Source organism: Arthrobacter ramosus, from assembly GCF_039535095.1.
Taxonomy (GTDB): domain Bacteria; phylum Actinomycetota; class Actinomycetes; order Actinomycetales; family Micrococcaceae; genus Arthrobacter; species Arthrobacter ramosus.
Genome location: NZ_BAAAWN010000001.1, coordinates 3,650,838 through 3,676,337, shown reverse-complemented (window position 1 = coordinate 3,676,337; position 25,500 = coordinate 3,650,838). Strand labels below are relative to the sequence as shown.

Here is a 25,500-nt window from a genome sequence, read left to right as displayed (position 1 = left end):
GCAAAGCTACCGTCTCGTCGACGGCGCCTTGGCCGGCGAACCGACAATGAACGGCCGCGTGTTGAGCGGTTTGACAGGAACGACGGGAGGTTTGACTTGAGCCATCGGCTCCGAAGGCGCAGCGTGAGAGCCGGTTCCGAGCCCGCGAACCGTCCAGCCTTGCGCCCGCCATACTCCAGCGTCCAGGACGTTCCGCGCGTCCAGCACCATCCGGCGTCGTACGAGCGAACCGACAGCGGCGGGGGAGAGGGCTCGGTATTCGTCCCATTCGGTCAGCAGCAGCACCAACTCAGCGTCTTCGAGCGCGCGCGTGGTGGACGCTTCGAAGCGGAGTTGAGGGTGGCGCATCCAAGCATTGTTGATGGCCTTGGGATCGGTCACGGTAACGTGGGCGCCGGCCGCGGCCAACTGGAGGGCGACGTCAAGGGCGGGGGAGTCACGGATGTCGTCAGTGTCCGGCTTGAAGGCCGCGCCGAGCACGGTGACGGTGCGGCCGGACAGGAAGCCTTTGCACATTTCACGGGCGACGTCCACGGCGCGGGCGCGCTGGCCCAGGTTGATGGAATCGACCACACCCATCCACTCATCGAGGGAAGGCACGGACAGCGCCTGTGCCTGTGCGCGGAACGAGCGGACGTCCTTCGGCAAGCAGCCGCCGCCGAAACCCAGGCCTGCGTGCAGGTACCGGTTGCCGATGCGCGGGTCCAGGCCCATCGCCTCACTGAGCTCAGTAACGTCGGCCCCTGAGGCGTCGCAAAGTTCGGCTATCGCGTTGATGAAGCTGAGCTTCGTGGCGAGGTACGCATTGGATGCGGACTTGATGAGCTCGGCCGTCGCGAAGTTGCAGACCAGCCGTGGGATCCCGGCGGAAATCAGCGGTTCGTAGACGGCGTCGAGGGCAGCCGTGACCGGGGCGCCGGCGGCAGAGTCCTTGCCGCCCGGCACGCCGTAGACCAGACGATCCGGTACCAACGAATCCTTCACTGCCGTGCCCTGACGCAGGAATTCGGGGTTCCAGCCGAGCAGCACATCCGGCCTGCGGGCAAGGATGCCGCGGAGCATGTCCACTGTTCCCACCGGAACGGTGGATTTGCCGACGACGGCGGCGCCCCTCGCCAGGTGCGGGAGGAGGCTCTTCGTGGCTGCGATCACGTAGGAGAGGTCCGCGGTATCTGACGTTTTGGACTGAGGGGTACCCACGCAAAGGAAGTGCGTCTGGGCGTCGGCGGCATCGGCGAAGTCGGTGGAGAACGTGAGCCGCTTGGTGGCGAAGCCGTCCCGGAGAAGTTCATCAAGGCCGGGTTCGTGGAAGGGAGCGAAGCCCTTGTTCAGGTGGGCCACCTTCTGGGCGTCGACGTCGATGCCCACCACGGTGTGGCCCATCGACGCGAGCGTGGCGGCGTGTACCGCACCGAGATAGCCGCAGCCTACAACGGAGATTTTCATGCTGGGAGTCCTTTGCTGGAAGTCACGGAAATGGTGGCAGGCTCGGCCGGCTGAAACGCGGTTGCCTGAAGTTCGGCAGCCTGAAGTTCGGCAGCCTGAAGTTCGGCCGCCTGAAGCGGGTGGCTGGGTGCAGCGGTCGGCTCAACAAGCGCTTCGCCGGCGATCACCGCCTTGTAATGCTCGACGAGTTGGGCACTCAGGACCGGCCAGGTCCGTCCTTGGACCGAAGCGAGTGCCGCCGTTCCGAAAGCACGGCGCTTGGCGTCGTCGCCCACCAGGTCCTGCACGTAGCCCCGCAACTGCGCGAGGTCTCCCGGTTCGTAAAGCCAGCCGGTCCGCGAGTTTTCCACGAGATCGAGGGGACCGCCGCGGCCGGTGGCTACGACGGGGACGCCGGAGGCCATGGCTTCCTGGATGGTCTGGCAAAACGTTTCGAACTCGCCAGGATGAACGAAGAGGTCAAGGCCCGCCACGACTTGGGCCAATTCGTCGCCGCCGAGGAACCCGGTGAAGAAGGCGTTTGGCAGTGCTGCTTCGAGTGCGGCGCGTTGCGGACCGTCGCCCACAATGACAAGCCTGGTTCCCGGCAGGTCCGCCAGCACAGCAAGGTCCTCCACTTGCTTCTCCACCGCGAGGCGGCCGACATAGCCGATGATGCGCTCGCCGTGGGGCGCTACGGAGGCGCGCCACGCCGTCGAGCGCTTGGTGGGGGAGAACCTCGCGGTATCCACACCGCGCCGCCACATGCCCACCCTGAGGATCCCGCGGCCGCGCAACTGGTTGAGCGCGAACGTGGACGGGACCAGCGTCCGGTCTGCCCGAAGATGGATGTTGTCCACCCGGTTCCATGCCCAGTTCTCCAGGATGGGGACGCCATACCGGGCGGCGTAGCTGGGGACCTCGGTTTGATAGATGGCAACCGTGGGGATGCCGAGCTGGTGCGCAGCCTGCACAGCCCGCCATCCGAGGACGAAAGGGGATGCGAGGTGGACGACGTCCGGTGCGTAGTCGGCGAGGATTCTCTTGACCCGGCTCACACCGCCCAACGCCACCCGCACATTTGTGTACCCGGCCAAGGGCACGGAGGGGAGGCGGTGGACAAAAGCGCCATTCACGACGTCCGAGACAGCAGTGTCCGACGTCGACGGCGCAATCACCATTACTTCGTCGCCGCGCTCTTGCAGATGCTCCAGCACCCGCAGGATGGAGTGCGTAACCCCGTTCATGAGCGGCAGGAATGATTCGGCAACGATAGCGATCCTCACCCCTCCACGGTGTGCGCGGAGGTTGGCGAAGCGGGGGAATGGGCGTGACCGCAAGGGGAAGGTTTGGTTAACAAATTGATGTTGATTCCCGAGTGGAGAATCCTGAGCGGCGGAAAATGCGTCGATCTAGGTATTTACGGAGCTGAAAGACGGGTAGAAGTTACTCTTATTCCCCAATATCCGCGCGATTTACGGTGACAACGGTAATGAACCTCGTGGCCATGACTGGGGCTTGTCCCGGGCACCGGGGTATTTCGGCAAGAGGGCGCTGACTGGGCGCCGCGCCCTCGGATGCTGAACAGCGCAGGGTGAATCACCCCGCGCCGCCCGTATGTCCGGCCAGGCCGTTGTCTAGAATCGAGCCAGACCCTATGAAACTCTTCAACCGTACTGACCAGGTTGACCAGCACCGGACGTTCAAAGGGACGATCCCCGGCAAATGGTTCACATGGTTCTCCACCGTTGTGGTGGTACTTGCTTTCGCCGGTGTCACGGCCGGCATCACCGCACCCGCAGCCCAAGCTGCCAATCCCACCGTCGTGACCCTGACTTTTGACGACGCAAATGCCGACCAACTCAACGCTGCGCAGACCATGCAGAGCCTGGGCCTGGTGGGCACTTTCTTCACGCCGTCCGGATTCATTAACAACCCGAATTACATGACGACCAGCGACATGCAGGGCCTTGTGGCGAACGGCAATGAGATTGCAGGCCACACCGTTACGCACCCGGACCTGACCACCGTGACGTCGGATGAGGCAACTCGCCAAATTTGCAACGACAGGGTGAACCTCAGCAACCTTGGATTCACGATCACTGACTTCGCGTATCCATTCGCTGCCGAGAATGCATCCCTCGAAACCATCGTCAAGAACTGCGGCTTCAACAGTGCCCGCAATCTTGGTGACATCAAGACGCGGTTCAGCTGCGCCGGGTGCCCGCTCGCGGAGACCATCCCTCCTGCCAACCCGTACAACACGGCCGCCCCGGATGAAGTGGACAACACTTGGACCCTGGCAGACCTGCAACAGTCAGTCACCCAGGCGGAGCCCGCAGGCGGGTGGGTCCAGCTCACCTTCCACCACATTTCAGCTACCAGCACGGATCCGCTGAACATCACCCCGACCCTGTTCAACCAGTTCGCCACGTGGCTCAAGTCCCGGCCAGCAACCACCACGGTCAAGACGGTGGCCCAGGTGATCGGCGGAACAGTCAAGCCGCTCGTCGCGGGACCGCCGGCACCGCCGGAGGGTACTGGCAACCTGGTCAAGAACCCAAGCCTTGAGACCTTGGTCAACGGGGCTCCGCAATGCTGGGCCGCAGCAGGTTATGGCACCAACACCGCGGCTTTCTCCACCGTCAGGCCGGGACACACAGGGAACGTCGCTGAAAAGCTCGTGGTGAGTGGATATGTCGACGGCGATGCGAAGTTGCTGCCCACCCTTGACCTAGGAGGGTGCTCACCCACAGCCACACCCGGGAACTCCTATTCCTTAGGTGCCTGGTATAAATCGACCACAAGCACCCAGTTCGAGCTCTACTACCGGATCGGCGTAGGCTCCTGGAAGTATTGGACATCAAGCCCCTGGTTCCCAGCGGCCACGACCTTTCAAAAGGCCACATGGACAACGCCTCCACTGCCTGCCGGCGCGAGCGGCATCAGCTTCGGGTTGAACCTGTTCAGCAACGGCACGCTCACCACCGACGACTACGAGATGTTCGACGTCGGCACGCCGCCACCGCCTCCGCCGCCACCACCAGCCGGCGGCAACCTGGTACAAAACCCCAGCCTTGAAACGGCCGGCACGGGCCCGTTCCCGCAGTGCTGGCAGGCCGGTGGATACGGCACCAACACCGCCGTGTTCAGCACGGTCGCTACCGCACACACTGGTACCAAAGCAGAGAAACTCACCATCACGGGATACTCCAGCGGTGACGCGAAACTGCTTCCCACAATGGACACCAGTACCTGCCCACCTGCGGGCGTCGCAGGACACACCTACTCGGTGCGAGTTTGGTACACCGCCACAGCCGTCACACAGTTCGTTTTGTATTACCGTGACGCCTCAAACAACTGGGTGTATTGGACCTCCGGACCGTGGCTGAATACCGCCACCACCTATACCCAGGCAAGCTTCACGACGCCGGCACTTCCTGCCGGGGCCACTGCCATCAGTTTCGGGTTGAGCTTGTTCAGCAACGGATCGGTCACCACTGACGACTACGCGATGTACGACAGTGTGGGAGCTCCGCCGCTGGGCTGAGCAATCCATCAGTGACAACCGGGCTGAGGGCGGCGAACTAGCCGCCCTCAGCTTTTTGTCGGGCTGCTCTTATCGCGCAGCCTTCAGAACCTCCGGCAGTTCGTCAACGAATACTGTCCCGGGCGGCTCGTAGTAGATGACAAGCACCTCATCACCCACGTTGAAAACACTGCTCTTATCGAAGGGATGCGCGTGGAAGGCGCTTGTGCCGCCGTGGAACGGCAGCATCACTTCCCCCACGGTGCCTGGCCCAATACGACCCGTGACCCTACCGATTTTGCCCGTCAGGCTCCGATCAACCTCTTTGTGCATCGGCTTCCCTATGCATCAGGGGTTTTGGTGGGCCGCTTGGGCGGCTCCTTGCCGTTCTTGAGCGCTGCTGTGATCGAGGGCAGGTAGTTGCCCACCTGGGACAGGATCCCACCCACCATGCTGTTGAGGCCATCGCCACCGTTGAGGACCGTCAGGTTACCCACGTGGGCAAAGGGTTCGGCCGCGGCTGCCACGATCGCGGGCATGTTCTCCGCAAGCTGCTGGGAGATCACGGCCTCTTGGTTGGTTCCGAGCGCCTCGGCACGGGCTTTGATGCCGTCCGCTTCCGCCAGGGACTTGGCCTTGATGGCGGAGGCTGCAGCGTCGCCGCGGGCCCTGGTGGCTGCCGCTTCGGCTTCACCGGTGATCTTTGTAGCTCCCGCGATGGCTGCCGCCGCCGTGGCGTTGGCCTGCGCTTCGACTTCCACCCTGCGGGCGTTCGCCTGGGCCTCGAGTTCCGTTCGCCGTGCCCGCGCCTCGGACGCGCTGATGTCGGCGGCCTTTTGGGCTTCCGCCTCGGTCCGCTGGGCGTATGCCTTTGCATCGGCAGGCTTCCGGATGGACGTCTGGAGCTTCTGCTCCTCGCGGTCCGCTTCCAGCTTGGCCACCTCGGTTTCCTGGACCACCACTTGCTGGCGCGCCGTGGCATCAGCCAACGGTCCTGCCTGGGCGGCGTTGGCCCTGGCCGTTTCGGCATTGGCTTGTGCCGCTGATTGCTTGATCGCCGAGATGCTTTGGGCGTCCGCGATCTGGGCAGCTGCCTCGGCCTCCCTCTCCGCGGCCTCGCGGTTCCTAGTGGCTTCAGCGATGCGGGCCTCCATTTTGACCTGCGCAATGTGCGGTTTGGCCAGGTTTTGGATGTAACCCGTGGGGTCCTGGAGATCCTTGATCTGCAGGGAATCAACCACTAGGCCAAGCTTTTCCATTTCTATGCCGCTGGCGCTGCGGACCAACGACGCAAGTTTGTCGCGCTCACGGATGATCTCTTCCATGGTCATGCTGCCAATGATCGAGCGCAAATGCCCCTCAAAAACGTTGTAAACCTGGCTTTGCATTTTGGGCTGCTGGCCGAGAAACCTCCTCGCGGCATTCGCAATGAAAGGTGCGGCGTCACCGATTTTGTAAATAACCACGCCCTCCACGATCACCTGGATACCTTGCGAGGTCACGCAGTTGACCTGGAGTTCTGTTTCATTCAGCGTGAGGGACAAGGTCCTTACGGTTTGGAGCCCGGGGACCACCAAGGCGCCTTTCCCGGTGACGATTTTGAAATCCATTCCGTCCCTGGTGTCCAAACTTCCACGGGTCAGGCCGGAAATGATCAATGCCTCGTTTGGTTCAGCCACCTTCCACATCAATTTAATGAGCAGCCGAATAACGGCAATGGCGACAACTACCCCCAATACGGTGACAAGAATAGGGAGATAAACAACGAGGTCGAACATGACTGTCCTTTCAACGGCAAGCACCCAAGCGGCTCGTGTAGTCAGTCTGCGGTGGTCTGCTCCAGGAGTCCAGTAATTTGTTTACTTACAATTGACACAACGGATGCTGCTAGGCGTGCGTTCCCGCCAACGCTTCGGTCCTCGCAGTGCCTTCCGCCGGAACCACGGGGACGCCGTCGCCCTCTTGGCCGTACAGCCAGTCGTTGTACTGGAAGTCGCCGTCCTTGCGGCTCTTGAACAGCAGGTTCCGCAAGATGCGCGCAACGCCGGACACGTGCCACGACTCTCCCCAGACACGCGCCGTGCGCTGGACGCGGGCAGTGCGCGCTGCGCGGGCTGAGTTGAAATCGCTGATGGCGCGGTCCCAAGCAGCGGTGTCCACGCCGTCGTCGGTGAACACGGTGCCGACAGTGGAGTCTTGGAGGACCGCCGCGTCTTCAAGCGCCTGGCAGGCTCCCTGTGCCAAGTACTGGAGCATAGGGTGTGCGGCATCGCCCATCAGAACCAGGCGGCCGTCGATCCAGTTCTCGATGGGATCGCGATCGTACATGGGCCAGCGGATGCCGGTCGCAAGGTTCCGCAACGCTAGCTGGACTGCCGGAATGCAGTCCTTGTAAGCGGCCTCGAGTTCGTCGACGCCGCCGTATTGCTCCTCCCCGCGCTCGAACGAGGGCGACTTGAAGACCGCCACCGTGTTGAGCAGTTCGCCTTTGCGCAGGGGGTACTGCACGAGGTGGCAGTCCGGACCGAGGTAGACGACGACGTCTTCGAGATCGGTCGCCGGGGTCTCAGGCGTGATGGGGACCGTTCCGCGGTAGGCGACGTACGACGACGACACCGGTCCGTCCTGCGCGACGGCGGCGCGGAGCGTGGACTTGAGGCCGTCCGCGCCGAGCACGACGTCGGCCTCGTAAACGTCGCCGTTCGCGGTGTGTGCCACTCCGCGGCCGTTCACGGTCCCGACTTTCTCGACGACGACGTCGTTCACCAAGCGGACGCCGGCGTCCTGGCAGGCCTCCAACAGGATCCGGTGCAGGTCGCTGCGGTGGATCACCACGTACGGAGCGCCGTAGCGCTCTTCGAACTCGCCACCGAGGGTCTGCCGCGTGAGTTCCTCACCGGTCAGGGCGTCGCGGAACACCAAGTGCTTGGGCCGGACGCCGATCTCGAGCGCCTTCCCGAGGAGGCCCCAGCGCTTCAGGACGCGGGAGGCGTTGGGAGCCATCTGCAGTCCCGCGCCGACCTCGCCGAATTCGGGGGCCTGCTCAACCAACGTCACCTCGGCGCCGTTTGCGCGGAGGGCCAGGGCGCCGGCAAGGCCAGCCATCCCTCCGCCGACGACGAGGACTTCAGTGGACGGTTTGCGGTTAGACATTGCTAACTCCTACAGAGGTGGTGTTTTTGGATTGGGTATTGGCGGTTTTGATCTTCGCGCCGATGGCGCCGAGCAGGATGGCCGCGGCGGCGGCGGCCCCGGCAAATGCCAGGAAATTCGAGTTGACGCCGAGCCCGGCCGCGAGCAGCAGTCCGCCTACCTGGGGTGCGGCGACCGCTCCAATGCGGCCGACGCCGAGCGCCCAGCCGAGCGCTGTGCCGCGCAAGTGCGCCGGGTAATGGCTGGCGACCGCCGCGATGATGAGGCACTGGGTTCCGTGGGTGCCGACCCCGGCCAGCACCAACATGACGTAGACAAGTCCTACGGGCGGACCCGCTACCAGTACGGCCAGCGCGACGGCGGCGACGGCGGCTGCCGCGATCGCCGTCGGGATGGGACCGAAGCGGGTTCCCGCCCAAGCGGTAGCCACCGAGCCGACGACGGCACCGAGGTTGAGCGCCAGCGCGAACGTCAGGGCTGATCCGAGGTTGTAGCCTGCCAGTTGCATCAAGTTCGGCAGCCAGGTGCCCAGGCCGTACCAGGCAAAGAGCGTCACGAGGGTGGAGATCGCGAACAGGAGACTCATGCCGAGGTAGGGAGCCCGGAGCAGGGACTTGAAGCCCACTGTTTGCTTCGCATTCTTTGAGGCCAGGAGGGTCTGCGGGAGTGTTTCCGGGAGGAAGCGCATGCCCAGCGGAACCACCACGAGCAGGGCCACGGCGGCCACCAGGAACATGACCGGCCAGCCGAAAGCGGGAATCAGCGGAATGCCTGCCAACGCGGCAATCGAGCCGCCGATCGGCACTCCGGACATCATCAGCGTGGCGATCGTGGACCGCCATTTGGCGGGGACCAGTTCCGCGACCAAGGCATTTGCCGAGGGAACAAGTCCGCCCAGACCGATGCCGGCCAGCAAGCGCAAGCCCCCGAAGACAAATGCGTTCGGGGAGAACGCACACAGAATGGTGAAGATCGAAAACAGTGCGGCGCAGGCGATGATGGTCCGTCGGCGGCCCCAACTGTCCGACATCCTGCCCGCGAAGATGGCTCCGATCATCATGCCCAGGAAGGCCATCGAACCGACCGTGCCGGCCGTGGCTTTCGTGAGCCCCCAGCCTGTGTCGGTGATGAGGGACGACTGCACGGTGCCGTAGACGATGAGGTCATAGCCATCGAAAACCACCAGTAACCAGCAGACCAGCACAGCGGCGGCGGAACGCTTGGAGAACCGGGTGGAGGCCCTGGGGAGGTGGGGAACGCCTTGTTGTTGGGTCCGCTCCGGCGCTGCAGCGGATGGTGTGTGATTCATCCCACCACTGTGTGGCCGATGCTCGCCGGTACCAATAGAATTCTGTCGTGCAGAATCTTCCAGCCCGCAAGAAACCGGCCTACTCCATTGAGGCCGTGGACAATGCCTTGCAACTCCTTCAGCTCTTGCGCGACGGCGGCAGCCTGCGGCTCAAGGACGCCGCCACGGAGTTGGGTGTTGCTCCGTCCACCGCCCACCGGCTGTTGGCCATGCTGGTCTACCGGGGGTTCGCGGTCCAGGACGAGACCCGCCGCTACGTGCCGGGGCCGGCGATGGGGGTTGGACCGGCAGGACTCAGTTGGAGCCGTTTGCTGCGCACGGTGGCGCAGCCGCACATGGAACTCCTGAGTGGTCGCATCAACGAGACCGTCAATCTCATGGTGCGCGTGGGAACCAAGGTGAGGTTCCTTGCAACGGTGGAAGGGACCAACGCCCTGCGGGTAGGCGACCGGCAGGGAACCGTATTGCCCGCCAACAAGGCCTCGGGCGGCAAGGCACTGTTGGCCGAGCTGGAGCCAGCCATGATTGAGCAGTTGTTCCGCAGCCACAATGCGGAGATCGGCGGGGACAACATTCCCGACGCCGAATACCCGGCTTTCCTCCGCGAGCTGGAGACGATCCGGAAAAACGGATTCGCCGCGAATTTCGAGGGCACCGAGGAAGGGATCAGCGCTTTGGGGGTGGCCCTCCACAACGGGCGGGGCGATGCCGTGGGTGCGCTGAGCGTCGCGACTCCCGTGGCAAGGTTCCGCAGGCTCTTCGACAGTGGACTCGTGGGCATCCTGCGGGAAACCCAGCGCCAATTGGAGATCGACATTGCGGCAAATCCGGCCGAGTCCCAGCCGTCACCCACCCAACTGACTCGCAGTTGATGTCGTTTTGAGCGCCCATAACGACACCTACTGCGAGTCAGTTGGGCCAACGCCGCCAGGGTTCCCTGGCCGAGCTTGCGAGGCGAGGGTGGCGGTGGGGATCAGTTGGGCCAACGGATTCTGGCTAGCAGAATTTTCTGGAGATCACTTGAGGGCTTCCCTATGGTCTGGAGTACGCCAAAACTGTCCCGTACCCCTTGAGGAGGCCCCTGTGTCTATCAGCGCCGATAGCACCACACACGAATCTGTTGCCGCCGCGCTCGCGGTGCCGGAACCGACTCCCGAGGAAGCTGCCCAGCTCGAGCAGTTGTACCGTGACTTCGAGACCGGGAACCTGATCCCGCTCTGGACCGAGATCGCGGACCTGATGCCGATGGTGCCGTCCCCGAAAGCCGTACCGCATGTGTGGCGCTGGAACGATCTGTATCCGCTGGCTGCCCGCGCCGGGGACCTCGTGCCTGTGGGCCGTGGCGGGGAACGCCGTGCCATCGCGTTGGCCAACCCGGGCCTGGCCGGCACGCCGTATGCGACGCCGACGTTGTGGGCGGCCATCCAGTATCTGGGCGCGCACGAAACAGCCCCGGAGCACCGCCACTCGCAGAACGCGTTCCGGTTCGTCGTCGAAGGTGAAGGCGTCTGGACCGTTGTCAACGGGGACCCGGTGGCGATGCGCCGCGGTGACTTCCTGCTGACGCCGGGCTGGAACTTCCACGGCCACCACAACGACACCGATCAGCCGATGGCGTGGATCGACGGACTGGACATCCCGTTCGTGCACTACGCGGACGCCGGGTTCTTCGAATTCGGCACCGAACGGGTTACGGATGAGGCCACCCCGGACGTTTCGCGCTCCGAGCGCCTCTGGGCCCACCCGGGCCTGCGCCCGCTGTCCGGGCTCGATGACACCACCAACTCACCGATCGCGGCCTACCGCTGGGAGCACACCGACGCCGCCCTGCGCGAACAGTTGCTTCTCGAGGATGAAGGCCACCCCGCCACGGTGTCCCAGGGCCACGCCGCTGTGCGCTACACAAACCCGACCACCGGCGGGGACGTGATGCCCACCATCCGCGCCGAGTTCCACAGGCTGCGGGCCGGGGCTTCCACCGAGGCTGTGCGCGAAGTCGGTTCCAGCGTCTGGCAGGTCTTCGATGGCCGCGGCACCGTGGTGCTGAACGGGGAGTCCAAGGTCCTGGAGAAGGGCGACCTGTTCGTGGTCCCGTCCTGGGCCTTGTGGTCCCTCGAGGCCGAGAGCGAGTTCGACCTCTTCCGCTTCAGCGATGCCCCCATTTTCGAACGACTGAATTTCAACCGCACGTACATCGAAGGACGCAACAAATGAGACTCCTCACCCTCCGCACCGCTGCAGGTACCGTGGCCGTCCGCCAGGACGGCGACACCCTGACAGAGATTGACGGCTTCTCCGACGTCGGCGCCCTCCTGCATGAACCCGGCTGGGCGGGGATCGCGGAGGCGGCCAACGGCGCAACGCACGCGTACGACGGCGCCGACCTCGCCGCCGTCGTGCCCTCACCGGGGAAGATCATCTGCGTCGGGCACAACTACCGCAACCACATCAAGGAGATGGGCAGGGAAATCCCCGAGTACCCCACCTTGTTCGCGAAGTACCAGGAATCGCTGATCGGCCCCAACGACGATCTGGCGTTGCCGCAGGAATCGGACACGGTTGACTGGGAGGCCGAGCTCGCCGTCGTGATCGGCAAGAAGGGGCGCCGCATCAGCGAAGCCGACGCGGCCGATCACATCGCGGGCTATTCGGTGCTGAACGACATCAGCATGCGCGACTACCAGTTCCGCACCGTCCAGTGGCTGCAGGGCAAGACCTGGGAGAAGTCCACGCCGTTCGGTCCGGCCCTGGTCACCAAGGACGAGTTCACGGCCGGGCCGCTGATGACCTCAGCGGTGGACGGCGAGATCCAGCAGCAGACCCCCACCGGGGACCTCGTGTTCACCCCGGAATTCCTCGTGTCCTACATCTCCACCATCATCACGCTGAACCCGGGCGACGTCATCGCGACCGGCACGCCCGGCGGTGTGGGCCACGCCCAGAACCCGAAGCGCTACCTCCAGGAAGGCCAGCTCCTGGTCACCACCATCGAGGGTCTGGGGCAGCTGAACAATCGCGTGGTCAAGGAAGCCTGATGGTCGCCCGCCACGACCTCACCACCGATCCGGGCCTGCAGGAACAGCTGCTGCAGGCCCGGCGCGGGACCGCGTTCTTCGCCCGCAAGCTCAATGAACTCTCCGATGCCGAGCTCGACGGCGATTCGCGGCTTGCCGGCTGGAGCCGCCGCCACGTTGTAGCACACATCGGCTACAACGCCCGGGCCATCGCCCGGCTGGTGGAGTGGGCATCGACCGGCGTGGAGACTCCCATGTATCCCTCTGTTGCGGTGCGGGATGAGGAGATTTCCTTCGGTGCGACCCTGTCTCCCATCGCGTTGAGGAACCTCTTTGACCATTCCGCCGTGCACCTGAGCGTGGAATGGCGGGACCTGCCGGAGGACGCCTGGCACCACACGGTCCGGACCATCCAGGGCAGGGAAGTGCCGGCGTCGGAAACGGTCTGGATGCGCACCCGCGAAGTCTGGGTGCATACCGTGGACCTCGACAACGGGGCAACCTTTGCGGACATTCCTGCCCCGGTACTGGAACGGCTGCTGCGCGACATCACGTCCGCTTGGTCCACCCGCGGCACCGACAAGGGCCTCCTCGTCAAGGTCAGCGGCACGGACCTCATGTTCGGCGATCCGAACGCCGCCGTGGTGGTCGCCGGGCCTCTCGCCGGCGTCGTGCAATGGGCCACCGGGCGCGGGACCGGCGGGGTCGCCGGGGGTGCTGGGCCGGTGCCGGCGGCACCCAAGTGGATCTGACGGCGTCGGGCACAAAGAAGGTTGGCACAGCCCCCGGCTTCTTCACCGCAGGAACTGCACCAACCGCTTGTATGACTATTCAGATTTAGCTGTAGACCCTACCATTGGCGGCTCCTGTAATCCCGGGCTAACCTAATCCGGGCTTTGAATGGGCTATTTTGCGTCGTCAGCCAGATGCCGTGAAAACATCCAGCCCGCGGCGACCATCAGGATGCCCACGACGATGAACGTCCAGTTGTCGAGCGTGTTCAGCGACAGGAAGTTGGCCGCCGAATCAACCCCGACACTCAGTCCGTACACACTGAGCACGATGTACAGGGCACCGAAGCTCATCAGGATATTGCGTGCGCTATGGCCGCCCGAGCGGGACATCGCCCAGCCGGTTCCGCCGATGAGCAGCTGCACAATGTTGAGCAGCAGCGACACTTGGAACACACCCAGGAGCATTGCGTGCGAATTTGGCCCGAAGAACTGCAATTCCCCGTACCGCATGGTGATGCCCGGAATGAATCCGAGAAGGCCCACCAGCGCCATCAGAATACCTACACCCATGCCGATGTTCTGGATGTCCGTCCGTCCAAAGTGAACACCATGTGCATGTGGGGTTGCGGTAGTCATTATGCCCTCCATCCACCTCTTGCGAACAATCCAATTTTACGTCTGGCATATGCAAAAAGCGCTGGGACGGCGGCGCCCGGCGTCCCGGCGCGGCCCGCCGGCGCCCCGGTGTGCCCCCAGACGCTCGCTCACATATGGGGCATTTTTCCCCGACGCTCGCTCACTTAAACGACGGCGGCGCGGCCGATGTGCAGGAGCGTTTGGCGTTCGCGCCCCAAAGGTGAGCGAGCGTTGGCCGGGAGGGGGTTATAGGTGAGCGGGTGTTGGAGGATTGGCGGGCCGCGCGGGCGCCTGCCGGGGGAGCGGGGCACGCCGTGGCACGATAGAACACGATGAAACTGCGCGCTGATCAGACCGGTAACCATGGCCTGCCTATGCCTTTGTGGCTGCAGGGTGCCCTTGAGTCGGCCCAGGCCGCCATCATCTCGGCGCTCGTGGTGGTCCTACCGCTGATCGGCGTCTGGGCAACCGACGGATTCCAGAACCACGCCATCGATTTCCTGGCACGCTTGGCTGGCCAAACCTGGCTCCTCGTCCACGGCGTGCCGCTGCAGCTTGCCACCGTCAACCTGGGAACCGCAGGCCTACTGGGTTCCGGGATGCTGTCCCTCATCCCGCTCGGGCTGACTCTGGTCCCCTTCCTCCTGGCGTGGCGCGCGGGCCGCCGACTGGCCAGGGCTTCCTACACGGACCAGCTGTGGCAGGCCTTCTTCGGAGCGTTGCTTGTCTACGGGGCGTTCGGCGCGGCGACCGGATTCGTTTGCCGCACACAAGACGTCGTGATCAACATATGGTTCGCTGCATTACTTCCGCTTATCCCGTTCGGCCTTGGCATGGTGGTGGGTGCCCGGCGTGAGTCTGGCTCCTGGAGCAGGCTCATTGGCGTCGACGCAGTCGATTGGCTCGCACGCACAAGCCAACATTCCCGTTGGGCCGGTTCCTACTTCGGCTCCGCCATCAAGGCCGGATTCGTGGCGATCATGGCGGCCATGACACTCTCCGCCATGCTGCTCGCCGTCGACCTTGTCATGCACTGGACGGACATCATCGCCGTCTACGAAGGCCTGAAAGCCGGGGCCCTCGGCGGTGGCGTCCTGACCATAGCCCAGCTCGGCTACCTGCCCAATCTGGCGGTTTTCACTTTGGCTTGGTCCTCTGGCGCCGGGTTCTCCCTCGGTGTCGGCTCACACGTCGGACCGCTGGGCACCGCCGTCGGGCCCCTGCCTGCGATTCCTGTCTTCGGCGCGCTGCCCACCGGGCAACTCGACTTCGGTGCCGCGGCCCTTGCCCTTCCGGTGATCGCCGGTCTGTTGGCGGGCTGGTGGTTCCTGCGTGCGGGGGAGAACCACTTCGACGAATGGCTCTCCATCAAGATCAAGGCGCGCTGGTTCACCGCTCCTGTTTCCACGCTGATCCTCGGCGCCCTCATCGGGGCCGTGGCCGGGGCTTTGGCGGGAGGCCTCGCCTGGCTGGCACGCGGTTCCGCCGGAATCGGGCGCCTCACCGAGATCGGCCCGGACCCGCGGTGGACGGCAGTCTGGATCGCCGCGGAGGTGGGGATCGGCGTCGTGATCGGTTACTGGGTGGGTCCCTGGCTCGAAAGGCGGCAGAAGCTCCGCGAAGCGGATCTCGATGATTCCGTGTACGACGGCGACCGCGGCTAAGGTGCCCGCCTCACCTGGCTTGCGCCCCGGCTAGCGCAATCCGGAGGGAATGGACTTCTGGAAATCCACCTGGCACGAGTTTTGGGCGTGGAGCGTCAGGGCGCCTCGTGCGCAGTTCTCCAAGGTGGTGATCTGTTGGAAGAAGACGACGGCGGTGATCACCAGCAGGCACATGATGGCCGTGACCACGAGCCCGGAAATGGTGCCAAACAGAACGATGCGCGGCTGCTTGAACCGGATGGTCCGCACGAGGACCACCACTCCAAGCACCCCCGCGATGACGGTGAGGATAGCACTGAGCCAGACGTAGCTGATGTTCAGGATGTAGACGAAGATGGCGCCAAGCACTGTCAGCAGGAATGTCCTGAACAGCGCTTGGGTAACGGCAAGCGCTGATTTGGCAGCCTCGCTCTGTGGCTGATGCTGCGGGGTGGGTCCAACGCCGGAATTCATGTTTTCCAGCCTACGCGAGCCAGCCATAAGCTAGTGCAATGCGCATTGTTGTCCTCGTCTCCGGAACCGGTTCCAACCTCCAAGCAGTAATCGACGCAGTGAAGGCGGGCGAGCTGGACGTTGAGATCGCAGCCGTGGGAGCCGACCGGCCGGGTACCTACGGCGTGGAACGCTCCGCCGAGGCCGGACTGGACACCTTCGTGGTGGACTTCAAGGACTACGCAGACCGGGCCGATTGGAACGCCGCGCTGACCAAAGCCGTTGCCTCGTACGATCCGGACGTAGTGGTTTCCTCCGGGTTCATGCGGATTGTCAGCCCGGAATTCATCGACGCCTTCGGCGGCAAGTACCTCAACACGCACCCCGCATTGCTGCCCGCTTTCCCGGGTGCCCACGGAGTCCGCGATGCCATGGCCTATGGCGTGAAAGTGACTGGCTGCACCGTCCACTGGGCCGACGCCGGCGTCGACACCGGGCCCATCATCGCCCAGGAAGCCGTCGAAATCGCCCCGGACGACACCGAAGACACCCTGCACGAACGCATCAAGGTGGTGGAGCGCAGGCTCCTGGTCCAGACCCTCGCAGAGCTCGCGGCGGGAAAACACGCCTGAGTCCTCCTTCCGGCCCAACTGACTCGCATTAGGTGTCGTATTCAGGCCTGAAAACGACGTCTAATGCGAGCTAGTTGGGCACCCCTGAGGGACATGCCCACTGTCGGCCCCGAAGGATGGACATATGCAGGGCACCCCTGAGGGACATGCGCACCGTTGGCCGCCAAGAATGGACATATTGCTGTTATGTCGATTCGTAGCCTCGGACAGGGGGCATGCTCAGTCGAGGTCGAGCTGCTTGGTCTCCGGCGCAAACAACGCCATCCACAGCACGGACAGCACAATGAGCCCGCCAGCCAAGGCGAAGGACGTGGCCAATCCAAACTCGGGCCAGAAATACGAGGCGAACACGAGCGGCCCGATCCCGGCACCAACCCGTGAGAACGTGGACGCCCAGCCGAAGCCGGAACCCCGGAGCTCGGTGGGGTAGAGCTCCGACACGTAGGTGTAAAGCACGGGGATGGCCACCTGGATAACGAAGCCGAACGCCAGGAGCCAGAACACCGCCGCGTCAGGAATGTCCACCACCAATGACACGATCACCAGGGTCAACGCGGACAGTGGCCCGGTGATGACCAGGATCCACTTGCGGCCCACCCGCTCCACCAGCACTGCCGCGACCGCCACGCCCAGGAGCCCGACGCCGGCCATCCCGGCTGTCGTCACGAAGGCCTTGTACTCCTCGAATCCTGCGCCAATCAGAATCTGCGGCATCCACGTCAAGCTCAAGTAGTAGACCAGAAGGATGCTGAAAAACAGGGCCCATGCCGCCGTCGTGATCTTCCAGTTGAACTGCCAGACGCGTCGCAGCTGCCGCCACGCGCTGCCAGCGGAGAGGCGCGGCGCGTCTTGCGGCACGGGAAGACTGTAGGCGCGCGGCTCGGCTCCTGTGGCCAGGACGAGACTGTCGATGACGTCGGCGGCCTCTTGGCGCCGGCCCTTGCGGATGAGGAAGAGCGGGGATTCGGGCACGCTCCGCCTGACCCAGAACACCAGCAGGGCAGGCAACACCATGACGAGCATGGTCAGGCGCCAATCGGCAAAGGCCGCAACAAGTCCTGCTGAAATGAAGCCGCACAGGGCTGCGCCCACGGGCCACCAACCATCCATGGCGGTAAGCACCTTGCCGCGTTGCTTCCTTGGCGTGAATTCACCTACCAGGGCGTAGTCCACCGGAATACAGCCGCCCAGCCCGAAGCCGGCCATGAACCGGAAGATGCAAAACCAGACCAAGTCCGGGGCGAAAGCACCTAGCACCGTGAAGATCGAGAAGATCAGCAGAGTGGCGGTGAATGCCCGCTTCCGGCCGATCGTGTCCGCGATGGTGCCCCAGGCGAAGGCGCCCAAGGCCATGCCGATCAGGTTGGCAGTGCCGATCCATCCGGCGTCGGCGGGCTGGAGGGACCAATGCTTGGAAAGCAGCGGAATGAGGATGCCGTTGAGGGTGACGTCCCAGGCATCGAACATGAAGCCGAGGCCGCCGATCAGGAAGATCCGGCCCTGGACCTTCCACCGCCACGGCAGCTCCTGCACAACCTGCTCGCCGCTCGGGACGGTTGTGTAAGTATTCATTTCCCCTCCTGGGGAAAACTCTATCCGTGCTTCTCAATCGCCTTTCGCAGGAAGCCGCCGGCCTCATCCAAAGCAGTCTTCGCCTGCGCGGGATCGATGCCCGTCAGCACCACCATGATGGCCGCCTTGACCGATCCACCCACGGAATCCAGAGCGCGAATCGCCGTCTCCGCGTCCACTCCCGTGGCGTGTTGGATAGTCCGCTGGGACCTCGCAAGGAGTTTGTTGTTGGTGGCTCGCAGATCGACCATCAGGTTTCCATAGGTCTTCCCGAGCTTGACCATGGCGAGCGTGCTGATCATGTTGAGGACGAGCTTTTGCGCCGTGCCGGCCTTGAGCCGCGTGGAACCGGCAACGAATTCCGGACCGACCACTACGTCGATCGCCACGTCCGCCAGTTTGCTGATGGGTGAGTCGTGGTTGCAGGCGAGCGAGGCGGTGAAAGCCCCGCGGCTGCGGGCCTCCTCAAGGGCGCCGATCACGTACGGCGTGCGTCCCGAAGCCGAGATTCCGACGACGGCGTCCGCCTCGGTCACGCTGATGTCGTGCAGGTCCCGGGCTCCGGCCGTGGCATTGTCCTCGGCGTACTCCACCGGTTTCTGGATGGCCTGGGTGCCGCCCGCGATGATCCCGACGACGAGGCTCGGGGGAGTGCCGAAGGTTGGCGGGCATTCGCTCGCGTCCAAAACTCCGAGCCGTCCGGCAGTTCCGGCGCCGACGTAGAGCAGCCGGCCGCCGCGGGCGAGGCGTTCCGCAACGGCGTCGACCACTGCGGCGATCTGCTCGCTCGCTAGTTCGACGGCGGCCGGGACGCCGCGGTTCTGCTCGTTCATGGCGTCGACGAGCTCGGCCGTGCCCATGGTGTCCAACTCACTGAGTGCGGGCGATGCCGCTTCTGTTTGCAGGCCCGCGAGCTCGGAGCGGAGTTCCTTGAGCCCATCCCCACTGAGCGGACCCGGGGAAGCTGCTGCGTCAGGCTGTTCCGTCACGGTGAATGTACCTTTCCTGGAGGAGCCCGCGGCGGTTCGCTGCGAGGGCGGCCCCGTCCATGCCATCGCCGAGTGCCGCAACCACCTCAATCCCAGCCGAAGCGAGGGCGTTGTGCAAGAGCCCATCGAAGAACTCCGATTTCACTACGCCGCCAAGGAGCGCCACTTGCTTCGTGTCGCCGGAGGCAAGGTTCACGGTGTTCACAAGGAGACTGCACGCCTCGTCCAAAATGCCGCGTGCGATGGCGTCTCCCGCCTCCGCTTCTTTCAGCACCACGGGGGCGAAACGCGCCATCGTCCGGGCCGGGTTGTCGGATTCGGCGAGCCACGCCGGAAGCTGCGCGGGTGAGTCAAGCAGCGCGGTAGCCGCGCCGAGCAACGAAGTGGCCGGTCCGCCGTCGTGCGCTTGAAGTGCGGCCTGAAGACCCTGCTGGCCGATCCACCGGCCGCTTCCGCGATCGCCCAACAGCGGTCCCCAACCGTCGGCACGGTGGAGGGTCCCCGCGTCGTCGAAGCGGAAGGCAACGGCCCCCGTGCCCACAATCAGCACAGTTCCGGGCGCGCCGTCCAGGGCGCCGAGCTGGGCCGCGGTGGCGTCCGAGAGAACCGCGGCCGGGACCTTGAAGCGTTCGGAAAGCAGGACGGCGAGGCGGTGGGAGTTCGCCGCGGAGGCCTCAACCCCGGCCACGGCGGCGCCGATTCCCCGCAACGAGGCCGGAAGCCCGTGCGGCAGCATGGCTGCAGTGTCCGCGAGGAGCTCGAAGGCGAGCCGGGCGCCGTTGTCCATGCCCAGGCCGGGGAAGCCCTGCTGGTCCGCCGAGCCCAACACCTCATCGCCCTGCCTGAGTTCTACCCTGCATCGGCTCTTGCCGACGTCGGCTACCAAAATCGCATCCGCGGAATCCATGGCCCAACCATATGTTGCGGGCGCCGCCAGGTCTCGAAAAACGAACAAGAGCCACAACACGATAAACTTGCCCGTATCCCCAGCAACCGCGGAATCCCGCGATATAAGACGGAGACTTTTGTGAGCTTGACGCAGCTTGACCGTGTTCCCATCCGCCGTGCACTGATCTCGGTTTACGACAAGACGGGGCTGGAGGAGCTCGCGAAGGGCCTGCATGCAGCAGGAGTCGCCATCGTCTCCACCGGCTCCACCGCGAAGAGGATTGCCGCAGCCGGTATTCCGGTCAAGGAAGTCGAAGAAGTCACGGGTTCCCCGGAGATGCTCGATGGCCGGGTCAAGACCCTGCACCCGCGCGTGCACGGCGGCATCCTGGCCGACCGCCGCGTTCCTGCCCACATGGAAACGCTGGCCAAGATGGAGATCGAGCCCTTCGACCTCGTGGTGGTCAACCTCTACCCGTTCGTGGAGACCGTCCGCTCCGGCGCTGAGCAGGACGACGTCGTCGAGCAGATCGACATCGGAGGCCCCGCGATGGTGCGTTCGGCCGCCAAGAACCATGCCGCCGTCGCGATCGTTGTTGACCCGAACTTCTACGGCGCCGTGGTGGAAGCCGCCGCTGCTGGTGGCTTTGACCTGAAAACGCGCCGCCGCCTGGCCGCCAAGGCTTTCGCCCACACCGCAACGTACGACACCGCCGTTGCCACCTGGACCGCCAGCCAGTTCCTCGATGAAGACGGCGACGGCATTATCGACTGGCCCGCTTATGCCGGCCTCGCCCTCGAGCGCTCCGAGGTGCTGCGCTACGGCGAAAACCCGCACCAGCAGGCCGCCCTTTATGTGGACAAGGCTGCGCCCGCCGGCATTGCCCAGGCAGACCAGTTGCACGGCAAGGCCATGAGCTACAACAACTTCGTCGACGCCGACGCCGCCCTCCGCGCCGCGTTCGACTTCTCCGAGCCTGCGGTCGCCATCATCAAACACGCCAACCCCTGCGGCGTTGCCGTTGGTTCCGCCGATGCCGCCGACCCCATCGCCGACGCCCACGCCAAGGCCCACGCTTGCGATCCGGTGTCCGCTTTCGGCGGCGTCATCGCGGCCAACAGCATTGTCACGGCGGGTATGGCCAGAACCGTGGCCGGGATCTTCACCGAGGTTGTCATCGCCCCGGGCTTCGAGCCGGAAGCCGTTGAAATCCTGTCCAAGAAGAAGAACATCCGCCTCCTGGCGCTCCCGGACGGTTACGGCCGCTACCCGACGGAGATCCGCCAGGTCTCGGGCGGCGTCCTCGTACAGCAAGCCGACAAGGTGGACGCCGACGGCGACAACCCCGCCAACTGGACCCTCGCCGCCGGCGAAGCCGCCGACGATGCCACGCTGGCTGACCTCGCGTTCGCCTGGACCGCTTGCCGCGCCGCCAAGTCCAACGCGATCCTCCTCGCCAACAACGGCGCCGCAGTCGGCATCGGCATGGGCCAGGTCAACCGCCTGGACTCCTGCAAACTGGCCGTTGAGCGCGCCAACACCTTGGGCGTTCAGGTGGAGTCCGACGTCGAAGGTGCCGGCGGTGCGTCCAATTCGAACGCGAGCGGCGCTCCCGAGCGCGCCCGCGGTGCCGTGGCTGCTTCCGACGCGTTCTTCCCGTTCGCCGATGGCCTGCAGATCCTGATCGACGCCGGTGTCCGCGCCGTCGTCCAGCCTGGCGGTTCAGTGCGCGACGAGGAAGTCATTGCCGCGGCCAACGCAGCCGGCATCACGATGTACTTCACCGGAGCAAGGCACTTCTTCCACTAAGTCCGGGCTTCCACTAAAACCACTCGCTCCACCAAGTCCACTCGCTCCACCAAAAAATGGACATGTCCTCCCTTTCCGGGAGGACATGTCCATTTTTGGTGGTCAGGACTGGGCATATTCGCAATATGTCCAGTCCTGGGAGCGAACAGGGGGCATGTCCGGCGAGAGAGGGATGCTACGGGGCTATGGACGCGGTCTGGCCCTCGTCACAGTTGCCCTATTTCCGAGTGGACGGAGGACCTAGGACGTGGACGCCGAATCGTAGGCTTCCTGGATGACTGAGCCCCAATAAGGCCCGTAGATCACGGCCGGGCCGCCGGGGTAGCCGTAGCTCGTAATGGAGTTTTGGTAGGAATCCCGGCCGGAGTCGACCATCCAGGGTCCGCCCGATGATCCGCCGGTCATATCGCAGGGAATGCCCTGCGCCTTGAACTGTGGATTGATGGGGTCCTTGGTGGCGTCACCCGAACAGCTCTTCAGCGATTGTCCGTCGAACGGCGGGGCGGCAGGGTAGCCGAACGCTTGGTAGCTGAGCCCCCGATCCTGGTTGAACTCTACGCCGGACGCGCCGACGACGTCGGCCAAGTGCTTGCCGTTCACCGTGGCAGTGACTGCGAAGCCTGTGTCATAGCGAATGTCGCCCGCGGTGCGCCACTGGGGTGTGGTGTAAAGGGCTTTGGCAGGCCAGATGCCGAAAGGAGCCTTGCCGTTGAGATAAGCCGGAACGAAAACGAAGTTCCGGACGAACGCCCCGGGACCCTCATTGACGCAGTGGCCCGCGGTCGCGACAGTGCTGTCGTTGTCCGACACGACGACGTTGCCGGAGCAGACGTAGGCGAAGGCGCCCATGGTGAAGAAGACCTTGCCGACGTGGTCAATGGGGTCTTCGTCTTGGTGCAGGCTCCCGCTGCCGCCCTTGGCGCTGGCGATTTTCACTGGCGGGCCGGTTTCGACCGTGCCGCTGGCGGTGCTGGGGGCGCCACCTCGTGCGAGGGCTTTAACTGCGAGGACATCCCCAGGGATCGCTGCTTGCATCCGTTCGGGAGTCCAGTACCCCGTGGGGTCGGTGTTTGTTGTCGCCAAGCTGACGAGCTGCTGCGTCCCAGGCGCTGCGAAGCTCGAAACCGCGGTGTAAGGCGTTGCGGCTGCCGCCCCTCCAGCGGCACAGAGGGTCAAAACGGCGGAGGTAAGGAGGCTCAGGAGACCAGTGATGGGGAGTGATTTCTTTGTCATGATTGTCCTGCCAATCGTTTGGCGGCCACGTGTCGTCGGCCACAGTTTGACCCCATGAACCTACTCCGATTTGGCGCGCAGGTACATAAGGTCCGGCGGGGTATGACGTTGCACAGCTCGCTCGGAGCCGTCCCAGTACGCCCCAATCCGGCACCCTCAGGTAAGTTAGAGATGTTGAAATCTGCAGACTTTCAGGGAGATGCCCCACCAATGGCAAAGATTATCTATACCCACACTGACGAAGCGCCGATGCTGGCGACGTACTCATTCCTGCCGATTGTGGAAGCTTTCGCCTCGACGGCGGGCGTGGAGGTCGAGACCCGCGACATTTCGCTGGCCGGCCGAATTATCGCCGTCTTCGGTGACTACCTGACTGAAGAGCAGGGGATCAGTGACGCGCTGGCCGAACTGGGTGAACTGGCAAAGAAACCCGAAGCCAACATCATCAAGCTCCCCAACATCAGCGCATCCGTCCCGCAGCTGAAGGCAGTCATTGCCGAACTGCAGGGGCAGGGCTACGCGCTTCCGGACTACCCGGACAACCCCTCCTCTGACGAAGAGACGGACATTAGGTCGCGCTACGACAAGATCAAGGGCTCGGCCGTGAACCCGGTCCTGCGTGAAGGCAACTCCGACCGCCGCGCACCCCTGTCGGTGAAAAACTACGCCCGCCAGAATCCGCACTCCATGGGTGCCTGGAGCGCCGACTCCAAGACCAACGTTGCGCACATGACGGCGGACGACTTCCGCTCCAACGAGAAGTCCGTGGTCATTCCCGCAGATGACACCATCAAGATCCAGATTGTCCGCGAAGACGGCACCGTCAAGGTCCTCAAGCCGGCCTTCCCCGTCCTCGCCGGTGAAGTAGTGGACGGCACCGTCCTGCGCGCCGCCGCATTGGACGAGTTCCTGGCTGCCCAGGTGGTCCGCGCCAAGGAAGAAGGCGTGCTGTTCTCGGCACACCTGAAGGCCACCATGATGAAGATCTCCGACCCGGTCATCTTCGGCCACGTCGTCAAGGCGTACTTCTCCGAACTCTTCGACACCTACGGCAAGCAGATCGCTGCTGCCGGCCTGAGCGCCAACAACGGCCTCGCTTCCATCCTCAAAGGCCTCGATGAACTCCCGGAGGACGTCCGCGAAGGCATCAAGGCGGCCATCAAGAAGGGCCTGGCAGACGGCCCGGCACTGGCCATGGTCGACTCTGACAAGGGCATTACCAACCTCCACGTTCCCAGCGACATCATTGTCGACGCTTCGATGCCGGCAATGATCCGCAGCTCCGGCCACATGTGGGGACCGGACGGCAAGGAAGCCGATACCCTCGCGGTCATCCCGGACAGCTGCTACGCAGATGTGTACCAAGTGGTCATCGATGACTGCCGTGCCCACGGCGCCTTCGATCCCACCACCATGGGTACGGTTCCGAACGTCGGCCTGATGGCACAAGCGGCTGAGGAATACGGCAGCCACAACAAGACCTTCGAGGTTGAGTACGCCGGAACCATGCAGGTTGTGGATTCCTCCGGAACCGTGCTGATCGAACACCAGGTCTCCCCGGGCGACATCTGGCGCGCCTGCCAGACCAAGGACGTGCCGATCCGCGACTGGGTCAAACTGGCCGTTACCCGTGCCCGCGCCTCCAAGATGCCGGCCGTCTTCTGGCTCGACGAAACCCGTGCCCACGACGCCCAGCTGATCGCCAAGGTCAAGGAATACCTGAAGGACCACGACACCGAGGGCCTGCAGATCGAAATCATGTCCCCGGAGAAGGCCACCGCGTTCACGCTGGAGCGGATCCGCAAGGGCGAAGACACCATCTCGGTGACCGGAAACGTGTTGCGTGACTACCTCACCGACCTGTTCCCGATCCTCGAACTTGGCACGAGCGCCAAGATGCTCTCCGTGGTCCCGCTGATCAACGGCGGCGGCCTCTTCGAGACCGGTGCCGGCGGTTCGGCCCCGAAGCACGTCCAGCAGCTCCTGCAGGAAAACCACTTGCGCTGGGACAGCCTGGGCGAGTTCCTTGCTCTGGCGGTTAGCTTCGAGCACCTCGCCACCACCACGGGCAACGCCCGGGCCCAGGTCCTCGCCGACACGCTGGACCGTGCCACGGGCACGTTCCTCCTGGACAACAAGTCCCCGAAGCGCCGGGTGGGCGAACTCGACAACCGAGGCAGCCACTACTACCTCGCCAAGTACTGGGCACAGGAACTGGCCCAACAGACCGACGACGCCGAGCTCGCCGCGGCGTTCTCCGCCGTTGCCGGAGCCCTGACGTCCAACGAGGAAACCATCATCGCCGAGCTGCTCGCAGTCCAGGGTTCGCCTGCCGACATCGGCGGCTACTACCGCCCCGACGCCGCAAAGGCGGAGGCCGTGATGCGTCCTTCCGCGAAGCTCAACGAGGTTGTCGCCACGCTGAACTAAGCGCCCCGCCTCACCCAACTAGCTCGCAGTTGTTGTCGTTTTGAGGGTTC

The 25,500-nt window shown here is 64.3% G+C and carries 21 protein-coding genes; 9 read left to right on the top strand and 12 right to left on the bottom strand.

Annotated elements, in window-relative coordinates:
* Window positions 1–6: 6 nt before the first annotated feature.
* Both ABD742_RS16945 and ABD742_RS16940 read right to left on the bottom strand, forming a co-directional pair.
* The gene (locus ABD742_RS16945; RefSeq protein ID WP_234751176.1) at window positions 7–1,446 is read right to left on the bottom strand and encodes a UDP-glucose dehydrogenase family protein; all 1,440 of its coding nucleotides are present in this window, start codon (window positions 1,444–1,446) and stop codon (window positions 7–9) included.
* On the bottom strand, window positions 1,443–2,711 hold the full coding sequence (locus tag ABD742_RS16940; RefSeq protein ID WP_234751177.1) for a glycosyltransferase family 4 protein: 1,269 nt from the start codon (window positions 2,709–2,711) through the stop codon (window positions 1,443–1,445). The genes ABD742_RS16945 and ABD742_RS16940 overlap by 4 nt, the downstream gene beginning before the upstream one ends.
* A 371-nt stretch (window positions 2,712–3,082) precedes the next feature.
* Here ABD742_RS16940 and ABD742_RS16935 point away from each other — a divergent pair, with 371 nt between their 5' ends.
* Complete coding sequence (locus ABD742_RS16935) at window positions 3,083–4,975, top strand: polysaccharide deacetylase family protein (RefSeq protein WP_234751178.1); 1,893 nt, start codon at window positions 3,083–3,085, stop codon at window positions 4,973–4,975.
* Between the two features lie 69 nt (window positions 4,976–5,044).
* On the opposite strand, the gene ABD742_RS16930 is transcribed toward ABD742_RS16935, so the two are convergent.
* The 4 genes from ABD742_RS16930 to ABD742_RS16915 form a co-directional block, all read right to left on the bottom strand.
* Window positions 5,045–5,287 (bottom strand): hypothetical protein, encoded by a 243-nt coding sequence (locus ABD742_RS16930; RefSeq protein WP_234751179.1) that lies wholly within the window; start codon window positions 5,285–5,287, stop codon window positions 5,045–5,047.
* Between the two features lie 8 nt (window positions 5,288–5,295).
* Window positions 5,296–6,732, bottom strand: a complete 1,437-nt coding sequence (locus ABD742_RS16925; RefSeq protein ID WP_234751180.1) for a flotillin family protein — start codon at window positions 6,730–6,732, stop codon at window positions 5,296–5,298.
* Window positions 6,733–6,841: 109 nt separating this feature from the next.
* On the bottom strand, window positions 6,842–8,107 hold the full coding sequence (locus ABD742_RS16920) for an FAD-dependent oxidoreductase (RefSeq protein WP_234751181.1): 1,266 nt from the start codon (window positions 8,105–8,107) through the stop codon (window positions 6,842–6,844).
* Window positions 8,100–9,416, bottom strand: a complete 1,317-nt coding sequence (locus ABD742_RS16915; RefSeq protein ID WP_234751182.1) for an MFS transporter — start codon at window positions 9,414–9,416, stop codon at window positions 8,100–8,102. Before ABD742_RS16915 ends, ABD742_RS16920 begins: the two co-directional genes overlap by 8 nt.
* A 47-nt stretch (window positions 9,417–9,463) precedes the next feature.
* On the opposite strand from ABD742_RS16915, the gene ABD742_RS16910 reads away from it, so the two are divergent.
* The 4 genes from ABD742_RS16910 to ABD742_RS16895 all read left to right on the top strand — a co-directional run bounded on the left by ABD742_RS16910 (window position 9,464) and on the right by ABD742_RS16895 (window position 13,182).
* Window positions 9,464–10,288, top strand: a complete 825-nt coding sequence (locus tag ABD742_RS16910) for an IclR family transcriptional regulator (RefSeq protein ID WP_234751183.1) — start codon at window positions 9,464–9,466, stop codon at window positions 10,286–10,288.
* Between the two features lie 211 nt (window positions 10,289–10,499).
* Window positions 10,500–11,630 carry a cupin domain-containing protein gene (locus ABD742_RS16905; RefSeq protein WP_234751184.1) on the top strand — a complete coding sequence of 377 codons (1,131 nt, stop codon included), beginning with the start codon at window positions 10,500–10,502 and terminating at the stop codon, window positions 11,628–11,630.
* Window positions 11,627–12,451 carry a fumarylacetoacetate hydrolase family protein gene (locus ABD742_RS16900; RefSeq protein ID WP_234751185.1) on the top strand — a complete coding sequence of 275 codons (825 nt, stop codon included), beginning with the start codon at window positions 11,627–11,629 and terminating at the stop codon, window positions 12,449–12,451. Before ABD742_RS16905 ends, ABD742_RS16900 begins: the two co-directional genes overlap by 4 nt.
* Window positions 12,451–13,182, top strand: coding sequence for a maleylpyruvate isomerase family mycothiol-dependent enzyme (locus ABD742_RS16895; protein WP_234751186.1), 732 nt, complete (start codon window positions 12,451–12,453; stop codon window positions 13,180–13,182). Before ABD742_RS16900 ends, ABD742_RS16895 begins: the two co-directional genes overlap by 1 nt.
* A gap of 153 nt (window positions 13,183–13,335) precedes the next feature.
* Here the strand turns inward: ABD742_RS16895 and ABD742_RS16890 are convergent, their stop codons facing one another.
* Window positions 13,336–13,800: a DUF4383 domain-containing protein gene (locus ABD742_RS16890; RefSeq protein ID WP_234751187.1), complete on the bottom strand. Its 465-nt coding sequence runs from the start codon at window positions 13,798–13,800 to the stop codon at window positions 13,336–13,338.
* 332 nt (window positions 13,801–14,132) lie between these two features.
* Between ABD742_RS16890 and ABD742_RS16885 the strand changes: the two genes are divergently transcribed.
* Window positions 14,133–15,464, top strand: coding sequence for a cell division protein PerM (locus ABD742_RS16885; protein ID WP_234751188.1), 1,332 nt, complete (start codon window positions 14,133–14,135; stop codon window positions 15,462–15,464).
* A gap of 30 nt (window positions 15,465–15,494) precedes the next feature.
* Here the strand turns inward: ABD742_RS16885 and ABD742_RS16880 are convergent, their stop codons facing one another.
* Window positions 15,495–15,917 (bottom strand): hypothetical protein, encoded by a 423-nt coding sequence (locus ABD742_RS16880; RefSeq protein ID WP_234751189.1) that lies wholly within the window; start codon window positions 15,915–15,917, stop codon window positions 15,495–15,497.
* A gap of 38 nt (window positions 15,918–15,955) precedes the next feature.
* Between ABD742_RS16880 and purN the strand changes: the two genes are divergently transcribed.
* Window positions 15,956–16,528, top strand: coding sequence for a phosphoribosylglycinamide formyltransferase (purN, locus tag ABD742_RS16875; RefSeq protein WP_234751191.1), 573 nt, complete (start codon window positions 15,956–15,958; stop codon window positions 16,526–16,528).
* A gap of 219 nt (window positions 16,529–16,747) precedes the next feature.
* Here purN and ABD742_RS16870 read toward each other — a convergent pair whose 3' ends face one another.
* From ABD742_RS16870 to ABD742_RS16860, 3 genes are read right to left on the bottom strand one after another with little or no spacing between them, the layout of a single operon-like run.
* Complete coding sequence (locus tag ABD742_RS16870) at window positions 16,748–18,100, bottom strand: MFS transporter (RefSeq protein WP_234751193.1); 1,353 nt, start codon at window positions 18,098–18,100, stop codon at window positions 16,748–16,750.
* Window positions 18,101–18,120: 20 nt separating this feature from the next.
* Entirely contained in the window at window positions 18,121–19,089 is a 969-nt protein-coding gene (murQ, locus tag ABD742_RS16865; RefSeq protein WP_308193847.1) for an N-acetylmuramic acid 6-phosphate etherase, read from the bottom strand.
* A complete protein-coding gene (locus ABD742_RS16860) occupies window positions 19,073–19,996 on the bottom strand; it encodes an N-acetylglucosamine kinase (protein WP_234751194.1) in 924 nt (307 codons plus the stop codon). The genes murQ and ABD742_RS16860 overlap by 17 nt, the downstream gene beginning before the upstream one ends.
* A gap of 120 nt (window positions 19,997–20,116) precedes the next feature.
* Between ABD742_RS16860 and purH the strand changes: the two genes are divergently transcribed.
* Complete coding sequence (gene purH / locus ABD742_RS16855; protein WP_234751197.1) at window positions 20,117–21,787, top strand: bifunctional phosphoribosylaminoimidazolecarboxamide formyltransferase/IMP cyclohydrolase; 1,671 nt, start codon at window positions 20,117–20,119, stop codon at window positions 21,785–21,787.
* 240 nt (window positions 21,788–22,027) lie between these two features.
* Here purH and ABD742_RS16850 read toward each other — a convergent pair whose 3' ends face one another.
* On the bottom strand, window positions 22,028–23,020 hold the full coding sequence (locus tag ABD742_RS16850) for a trypsin-like serine peptidase (RefSeq protein ID WP_234751199.1): 993 nt from the start codon (window positions 23,018–23,020) through the stop codon (window positions 22,028–22,030).
* A gap of 210 nt (window positions 23,021–23,230) precedes the next feature.
* Here ABD742_RS16850 and ABD742_RS16845 point away from each other — a divergent pair, with 210 nt between their 5' ends.
* Window positions 23,231–25,450: an NADP-dependent isocitrate dehydrogenase gene (locus ABD742_RS16845; protein ID WP_234751201.1), complete on the top strand. Its 2,220-nt coding sequence runs from the start codon at window positions 23,231–23,233 to the stop codon at window positions 25,448–25,450.
* Window positions 25,451–25,500: the final 50 nt, after the last annotated feature.